Genomic DNA, 8,170 nt, shown 5'->3' on the forward strand with positions numbered 1-8,170 from the left:
CCTGCACGCAGCAAGGCCCCAGCGCCCACGGCAGACGTGGCCCCGGCTCCCGGCGCGCTGGTGATCGACAAGCCCCTGCGCTCGGGCCAGCAGGTGTATGCGCGCGGGCGCGACCTGGTCGTGCTCAGCATGGTCAACGCCGGCGCCGAAGTCATTGCCGACGGCCACATCCATGTCTACGCACCGCTGCGCGGCAAGGCCATGGCCGGCGCGCGCGGCAACACCGAGGCGCGCATCTTCGCGCTGAGCCTGGAGCCCGAGCTGCTGTCGATTGCCGGCATCTACCGCACCAGCGAAATCCCGCTGCCCGAAGGCGTGTGGGGCAAGCCCACGCAGGTGCGCCTGGTACCTGGCCCCGAAGGCGACAAGCTCGTTATGGATCCCATCAAAGTGTGACTATGAGCCCCCACGTTCGCTCACTGCGTGTAGCTCTCTGCCCCCCGAGGGGGCGCTGCGCCTGCGGGCCGGCAAAGCCGGACCCGCGGCCCCTGCTGAAATGAGCGGGCGCCCCTCTCTGCGCTGACCTGAACTCTCATCTGTTATTTCGAAATCCAAAAGGACTTTTACGCATGGCAAAAATCATTGTGGTCACCTCCGGCAAGGGCGGCGTGGGCAAAACCACCACCAGCGCCAGCTTTGCAACCGGCCTGGCCCTGCGCGGGCACAAAACCGCCGTCATCGACTTCGACGTCGGCCTGCGCAACCTCGACCTCATCATGGGTTGCGAGCGCCGCGTGGTGTATGACCTGATCAACGTGATCCAGGGCGAAGCCAACCTGCACCAGGCCCTGATCAAGGACAAGCAGTGCGACAACCTCTACGTGCTGGCCGCCTCGCAGACGCGCGACAAGGAAGCGCTGAGCAAGGAAGGCGTCGAGAAGGTCCTCAAGGACCTGGGCGACATGGACTTCGAATACATCGTCTGCGACTCGCCGGCCGGCATCGAGACCGGTGCGCTGATGGCCATGCATTTTGCCGACGAGGCGCTGGTGGTCACCAACCCCGAAGTCTCTTCGGTGCGCGACTCCGACCGCATCCTCGGCATGCTCTCGAGCAAGACCAAGCGCGGCATGGAAGGCGGCGACCCGATCAAGGAACACCTGCTCATCACCCGCTACAACCCCAGCCGCGTCGACCAGGGCCAGATGCTGTCGCTCGAAGACATCAAGGACATCCTGCGCATCAAGCTGATCGGCGTGATCCCCGAGTCCGAAGCGGTGCTGCAGGCCTCCAACCAGGGCGTGCCCGCGGTGCACATGGAAGGCAGCGATGTCTCCGAAGCCTACAAGGACGTGATTGCCCGCTTCATGGGCGAAGACAGGCCGCTGCGTTTTACCGATGCACCCAAGCAGGGCTTCTTCAAACGTGTGTTTGGAGGCAAGTAAACCGCCATGGCTTCCTTTCTCTCCTTCCTGCTCGGCGAAAAGAAAAAGACCGCCAGCGTCGCCAAAGAGCGGCTGCAGATCATCCTGGCGCACGAACGCTCCGGCCGCCACAGCCACGAGCCCGACTACCTGCCGGCCCTGCAGCGTGATTTGATCGCGGTGATCTCCAAATACATCAAGATCGACCCGAACGACATCAAGGTCAACCTCGAGCGCCAGGACAACCTGGACGTGCTCGAAGTCAAGATCGAGCTGCCCGACGGCAAGTAGCGGACGCCGCGGCTTACAGCCCCAGAAACGTCTTCACCACCGCCACCGTGCGCATCGGGTCTTCCTCGTGCGGCACGTGGCCCAGGTCGTCAAACACCACCAGCTGGCTGCCCTTGATGTCGCGCGCAAAGCGTTGGCCGAACTCCAACGGCACCAGGCGGTCCTGCCCGCCCCAGAGAATCAGCGTGGGTATGGCCAGCGTCTTCAGCCCGGCCACATCGCCCGTGTAGCCCTGGTCCATGCGCCGGCCCAGCGCCTTGCGGTTGCCTGCGCGCAGGGTCATGTCGACATACAGGTCCACCAGTTCGGGCGTTACTTTTGACGGGTCGCCATACACATTGCGCACGCTCTTTTCCACAATACTGCGCGGCAGGGTGTATTGCGTCAGCACCCGCAACGCCGGCATGCGTGCAATGCGAAAACCCAGCGGCAGTGTGGGCGGCACACTGGCCGACTCCAGCGGGTAGCCACTGGCGTCCACCAGCACCAGCCTCGCCACGCGCTGCGGCAACGCTACCGCCGTCGCCCAGGCCACCTGCCCGCCCAGCGAATTGCCCGCCAGCACAAAACGCTGCACGCCCAGCTGGTCCATCACGGCCGTGACGAAGCGCACATACGCTTCCACCGAATAATCGTTCTGCTGGTTGGGCCCGGTCAGCGCAAAACCCGGCAAGTCAAAACGGATCACGCGCCGCTGCCCACGCAAAGCTGCTGCCCAGCCTTCCCAGGTGTGCAGGCTGGCCGAAGTGCCGTGAATCAGCACGATGGGCAGCGGGTCGTCCCGCGGCCCCTCGTCACGCAGATGCACCTGCATGCCGTCGATGGCGATGAACTGCGAAGGCGACTGCGCCCAGCGCGGCTTGAGTTCTTCCACCGGCTTGTCCGGCGCCCAGGTGGCCACCACAGCCACCACAGCCAACAGGAAAACGCCGACAAGAAAAACCAGGAAAGAGCGAGGAAAAAGTTTCATGATGAAGCGACCGCCTCCGCTGCAGGTTGCGAGAATGTTTGCGACCTGGCAAGCATAGCCAAGTCTTTGTCATGCAACGGTTTTTTCCAACAACCGCGAGATATTCTGCGAGATGGTTTGCGAGTTTGCAGAACGCACTGGACACCCATCCCCTGTTCATGGGACGCACCGCGCTTTCCCCACCCGGCTTGCTTCTGTCTTGCCTACACTAGGCCCGGCCCTGTCCTCATCACCCCCGCAAGGAGTTCCATGCAACGCCGCCTCTTCTCTGCTCTCTCCGCCTTCGCCATCAGTTGCGCCGCGCTCGCCGCGGCCCTGTCCCCGCTCACCGCTGCCGCCCAGCAGCGCATCGGCGTGCTCATGCTGCACGGCAAAAACCCCGGCAGCAACCAGGACCCGAACTTCAGTCCGCTCAAGGCCACCTTTGAACGCGAAGGCTGGCTGGTCAGCCTGCCGGACATGCCCTGGTCACGCGGACGCTACCTGGACGGCCACTGGGACAAGGCCATGGCAGAAATGGCCGGCCATGTCAAAACACTGCACGACCAGGGCGCCACCAGAATTGTGGTCATCGGGCACAGCCTGGGCGTGCCCGCCGCACTGAGCCATGCCGCGCGCGGCGGAGATGCCAGCGCGCTGGTGCTGCTGGCGCCCGGCCATGTTCCCAAAAGTTATTACACGGTGCCCTCGCTCAAGGTGGTGCACGACAGCGTGGACGAAGCCCGCGCGCTGGTCGCTGCCGGCAAAGGGGATTCACGCGAGCGTTTCAGCGACATCAACCAGGGCAAGCAGCAAACCGTGATCACCACCGCCAAAGACTACCTGTCGTACTTTGACCCCGCCTCCGACGCCGAAATGTCGGTCACCGCGCCGCGCGTGCCGGCCGGCACCCCGGTGCTGACCGTCGTGGGCGACGCCGACTGGATGTTCACCCGCGCCCGCGGCTACTTCGCCGACCAGCTGCCGGCCAACCCCAAAAGCCAGTACCTCGAAGTCAAGGCCAACCACCTGAGCACCCCGCGGGTGGCCAGCGACGACATGGTCAAATGGATCAAGACCGTGCTGGCCGACTGAGCAGCCACCGGCATCTGCTATTGTTTACATAGCTGTTTGCGCCCGTGCAACAAGGGCCGGCGGCCCATTTGACATACAGGAAAGCGCCACACCATGAAAACCGCCCTCTACGCCCTCCGCGGCCGCCACAGCGGCTTCCTGCAAGGCCTGGCAGCCTGCGTGTTGGCACTGGCGCTGGCCTGCCAAGGCGCGTTGGCGCAAACCACGCAGAAGGTGGTGGACGTGCCCACCCGGCCCGGCGTGACGCAGCGCTTTGTCTACATCGCCCCGCCGCAGCCGAAAGCCTCGGTCATCCTGTTCGCGGGCGGCCATGGCGGCTTGCAGATCTCCGGCGACGGCGGCTTCACCTGGGGCAAGGGCAACTTCCTTGTGCGTACGCGGCAGCTGTTTGCCGACGCGGGCCTGGCCGTGGCCGTGATTGACGCACCGTCCGACCGGCAATCGCCACCTCACCTCAGCGGCTTCCGGCAGACGCGCGAACATGCGGCCGATGTGGCGGCCGTGATCGCCTGGCTCAGGCAGCAGGCACCCGTGCCGGTATGGCTGGCCGGCACCAGCCGCGGCACGCAGTCTGCCGCGTACCTTGCAACAGAACTGCCCCCCGCACAGGGCGGCCCCGACGGGCTGATCCTGACGGCCACCATCCTCACAGACAGCGGCGGCCGCGCGGTGCCCAAAATGCCGATGGAAGCCCTGCGCATTCCCGTGCTGGTGGTGCACCACGAACAGGACGGCTGCCGCCTCTGCCGCATCAGCGACATGCCGCCGCTGATGGACAAGCTGGCCAAAACGCCCAAGGCCGAACTGCTCACCGTCACCGGTGGCCAGAGTACCGGCGACCCCTGCGAAGCCATGGCCCACCACGGCTTCAACGGCCTGGAGGCCGAAGTCGTCGGCAAGATCAGCCGCTGGATGCTGGCACGCTGAGTTCCGGCAGGCCCGCTGCATGCGGGTCAGCGAGGCGGCGGCACGGCAGCTGCGGCCGCATTGTTGCGAAACCCGAAACAGACCATCTCCAAAACTGCAGCTTGTGAGCAGGGCTTTGCCGCCCATCTGCTCTTCATCGATGAGCCGCAACCTTTAAACAACGACTCACCGAGGCTGGAAACAGACGGGCCACCAGGGCTCGCCATGCCCGGATTTGTCATCCACTTTTTTAGGAAACCTGATCATGAACCGCAAAATCGCCTCCGCTCTCGTCATCGCTGCCGCTGCTGTGGCCGGCAACGCTTTCGCCGACGACATCACCATCGACACCACGCCTTTCACCAGCACGAAGAGCCGCGCTGAAGTGCGTGCCGAACTCGACCAGTTCAAGAAGTCCGGCACCAGCCCCTGGTCCACCCAGTACAACCCGCTGGCCAAGTTCCAGAGCACCAACTCGCGCGCCCAGGTGGTTGCCGAATATGTTGCTTCACGTAACGAAGTCGCCGCGTTCAACGGGGAAGACAGTGGCTCGCATTACCTCGCGCAACACCGGGGGGTGAACAACGGCGTGCGGGTTGCCGGCCAGCCTTTTAACGCCCAGTAAGAAGGAAGAAGGGGCCTGCAACGGCCCCGCTCTTTTATCCGCAGGCCCGCAGCGCAAAACGCTACGGGCTTGCGCGTTTCCGCCGGGGCAGACGGCGCAGCGGCACGTCAGTCCGCGGAGCCCCGAGGCCCGGCGGATACTCCCTTTTTCATAGCTGGCCGCGCTTCTGCGGCGGGGGCCAGCGCCCTCTTTGGCATCAAACCCGGCGGCCACCCCAGGGCCCCAGGCCGGCGCAAGGCTATCATCCACCCCATGCTGACAGAGACTCTGAGCGCCGCGCGCGACATGGGGCGCCTCAACGAAATCGCCGGGGTGCTGATACGCCACGGCTTTGGCGACACCGTGCGCCGCCTCGGCCTGGCCGACCGGCTCGAGCGCGCCGGCCATGTGCTGCGCTGGGACCATGTGGCCGACCTGGCCCGCATCGAGCCGCCCGCGCAGGTGCGCCTGGCCATGGAAGAGCTGGGCCCGGCCTTTGTCAAGCTCGGGCAAATCCTCGCCGGCCGCGCCGACCTGTTTGGCCCCGAGTGGATTGCCGAGTTTGAAAAGCTGCACAGCCATGTGCCCGCCGTGCCGCTTGAACTGCTGCGGCCCCAGCTGCGCGAAGACCTGGGCGGCGAGCCCGAAGACGTGTTCGCCCGCTTCGACACCGAGCCGCTGGCCGCCGCCTCCATTGCGCAGGTGCACCGCGCGCAGCTGAAAGACGGCACCGAAGTTGTCGTCAAGATCCGCCGCCCCGGCATCACCGAAGTGATCGAGGCCGACCTGCGCCTGCTGGCGCGCCTGGCCGCGCTGGCCGAGGCCGAAGTGCCTGCGCTCAAGCCCTACCGCCTGCAGCAGCTGGTGCGCGAGTTCGTCAAGTCCCTGCGGCGCGAGCTGAACCTGGCCGCCGAATGCCGGCACGCCGAGCGCATCACCGCCAACATGGCGCCGCTGCCGTGGATCGTCATTCCGCGCGTGCACTGGGCGCACACCGGCGAGCGCGTGAACGTGCAGGACTTTGTGGGCGGCATCCCCGGCGACCAGCTCGGCCTGCTCACGCCCGAGGCCGGCTTCGACCGCACGCTGCTGGCCCAGCGCGGCGCGCAAGCCGTGCTGAAAATGATTGTGGAAGACGGCTTCTTCCACGCCGACCCGCACCCCGGCAATGTGTTCTACCTGCCCGGCAACGGCATTGCCTTCATCGACTTCGGCATGGTCGGGCGGCTGTCCGAGCGCCGGCGCGAAGAGCTGCTGCAGCTGCTGCTGGGCCTGGTCGAGCGGCAGTCGCAGGCCGTGGCCGAGGTGCTGCTCGACTGGACGGGCGACGGCCACGGCATCAACCAGGCGCAGCTCGAAACCGAGATCGAGGACTTTGTCGACCAGTACCACGGCACGCCCTTGGCCGAGCTCAGCCTGGGCCAGATGCTGGCCGACGTCACCGCCTTGCTGCGCGAGCACCACCTGGGCCTGCCTTCCGATCTGGCGCTGCTGATCAAGGCCTTCATCTCGCTGGAAGGCATGGGCCGCGGGCTGGACCCCGGCTTTCACATGGCCACCGAAGCCACGCCCATGCTGCAGGACGTGCTGCGCGCGCGTTACGAGCCCAAGGCCCTGGCCGGCCGCGCCTGGAAAACCCTGAGACGCACCCTGGCCGTGGCAGAGCAGCTACCGCACGATATCTCGCGCCTGCTGCGCAACGCGCGCCGCGGCCGGCTGCAGGTGAACATCGAGCTGGCGCACCTCAAGCGCGTGGGCGACCAGATCGACCGCGCCGCCAACCGCCTGGCCATGGCGCTGGTGATTGCCGCACTCATCATCGGTTCGTCCATCGCCATGATGGTCAAGGGCGGCCCCACCCTGTTCGGGATGCCGCTGCTCGGCTCGCTCGGCTTCATCAGTGCCGTGCTGGGCGGGCTGTGGCTGGTGCGCGCCATCTGGCGCAGCAGCCGCGAGCGCGATATCGACGAAGCAGGCTGACCAGCTCAGCCAATCGGCCGGATGCCGATCAGGTAACCGTGCGCCCAGAAGGCAAACACCGCCCAGAACGCCACACCCGCCACCACCGCGCCCAGCGTGCCGGCTGTGCTGCCCGCCGGGTACACCGTGCCCGCAGCCCGGTCGCGCGCCCGCGCCGCACGAAAGCTCAGCACCGCCCACACCAGGAAGGCGCCGAACAGCACCACATGCGCCAGGTTGCCGTTGGCCAGCAGATGCGCCAGCGCCCACACCTTCACGCCCAGCACCATCGGGTGGTGCAGCCGCGCCTTGATGGCGTTGCGCGGCACATAGGCCGCCGCAATGAGAATGAAAGAAACCAGCGTCAGCAGCGCAGCCAGGTGCCGCATGCCCCGCGGCGGCATCCACAGCTGCACCGGCTGCTGCCGCGCCAGGCCAAAACCCCAGACGATCAGCACAAAGCCGGCAATCGACAGCAGCGCATACACCGCCTTCCACGGCAACTCACCCATGCGGCCAATCATGGCGCTGCGCCAGTCATCGGCAACTATGCGTATGGAATGCACACCCAGAAAAAGCACCAGGCCCAGAATCAGCATCGTCATCACAGTCCCCTCGAACAAAGTATGTGAGCGATTATGGGCGCGCCATCGCAGCCCGTCCATGCCAGGGGCGGTGTGTGTAACGCTATTTATTTGGTAGCTGCCAGCGCACGGTAGACAATGGCTGGAGCCCGATTTGACTCATAACCACGGCACGGCACACCAGCCGCCGGCCCGGCCGGCCTCAGTGCCCGGTCGTCGTTCCGCGCCGCGCCTGCGACTGGTTGTCGCCGCCGATGTGCGACTCGCGGTCGCTCCGGCTTTGCGGGGTGCGCTTGCCCTGGTTCAGTGGCGTGGCGGGCTGCTCGCCCATCTTGTTGCTGTCGTTTTCAACCTTGCCGGTGTGGCCGGGTTGTTTGTCGCGCGGGTTCTGCTTGCTGCTCATGGTGCACTCCTTGGG

General features: G+C 65.9%; 10 protein-coding genes. 7 read left to right on the forward strand and 3 right to left on the reverse strand.

Going from position 1 to position 8,170, the window contains the following annotated elements; genetic code table 11:
- From minC to minE, 3 genes are all read left to right on the forward strand, one after another.
- Positions 1-396 (forward strand): septum site-determining protein MinC (minC, locus tag WA904_RS19765; protein WP_425198840.1); only part of this gene is annotated, 396 nt, incomplete at its 5' end.
- Between the two features lie 173 nt (positions 397-569).
- Entirely contained in the window at positions 570-1,385 is an 816-nt protein-coding gene (minD, locus tag WA904_RS19770) for a septum site-determining protein MinD (protein ID WP_425198841.1), read from the forward strand.
- 6 nt (positions 1,386-1,391) lie between these two features.
- Entirely contained in the window at positions 1,392-1,655 is a 264-nt protein-coding gene (gene minE / locus WA904_RS19775) for a cell division topological specificity factor MinE (RefSeq protein WP_425198842.1), read from the forward strand.
- Between the two features lie 13 nt (positions 1,656-1,668).
- On the opposite strand, the gene WA904_RS19780 is transcribed toward minE, so the two are convergent.
- Entirely contained in the window at positions 1,669-2,625 is a 957-nt protein-coding gene (locus WA904_RS19780) for an alpha/beta fold hydrolase (protein ID WP_425198843.1), read from the reverse strand.
- A gap of 249 nt (positions 2,626-2,874) precedes the next feature.
- Here WA904_RS19780 and WA904_RS19785 point away from each other — a divergent pair, with 249 nt between their 5' ends.
- The 4 genes from WA904_RS19785 to WA904_RS19800 all read left to right on the forward strand — a co-directional run bounded on the left by WA904_RS19785 (position 2,875) and on the right by WA904_RS19800 (position 7,189).
- Positions 2,875-3,699 (forward strand): alpha/beta fold hydrolase, encoded by an 825-nt coding sequence (locus WA904_RS19785; protein WP_425198844.1) that lies wholly within the window; start codon positions 2,875-2,877, stop codon positions 3,697-3,699.
- Positions 3,700-3,792: 93 nt separating this feature from the next.
- Positions 3,793-4,626 carry an alpha/beta hydrolase gene (locus WA904_RS19790; protein WP_425198845.1) on the forward strand — a complete coding sequence of 278 codons (834 nt, stop codon included), beginning with the start codon at positions 3,793-3,795 and terminating at the stop codon, positions 4,624-4,626.
- Positions 4,627-4,870: 244 nt separating this feature from the next.
- Positions 4,871-5,230, forward strand: coding sequence for a DUF4148 domain-containing protein (locus tag WA904_RS19795; protein ID WP_425198846.1), 360 nt, complete (start codon positions 4,871-4,873; stop codon positions 5,228-5,230).
- 252 nt (positions 5,231-5,482) lie between these two features.
- The gene (locus tag WA904_RS19800) at positions 5,483-7,189 is read left to right on the forward strand and encodes an ABC1 kinase family protein (protein ID WP_425198847.1); all 1,707 of its coding nucleotides are present in this window, start codon (positions 5,483-5,485) and stop codon (positions 7,187-7,189) included.
- 5 nt (positions 7,190-7,194) lie between these two features.
- Here WA904_RS19800 and WA904_RS19805 read toward each other — a convergent pair whose 3' ends face one another.
- On the reverse strand, positions 7,195-7,773 hold the full coding sequence (locus tag WA904_RS19805; RefSeq protein ID WP_425198848.1) for an NnrU family protein: 579 nt from the start codon (positions 7,771-7,773) through the stop codon (positions 7,195-7,197).
- Between the two features lie 181 nt (positions 7,774-7,954).
- The coding region (locus WA904_RS19810) for a hypothetical protein (RefSeq protein ID WP_425198849.1) at positions 7,955-8,170 on the reverse strand (216 nt) is incomplete at its 5' end.

The sequence above is a fragment of the Polaromonas sp. genome (assembly GCF_049790275.1).
Taxonomy (GTDB): domain Bacteria; phylum Pseudomonadota; class Gammaproteobacteria; order Burkholderiales; family Burkholderiaceae_C; genus Polaromonas.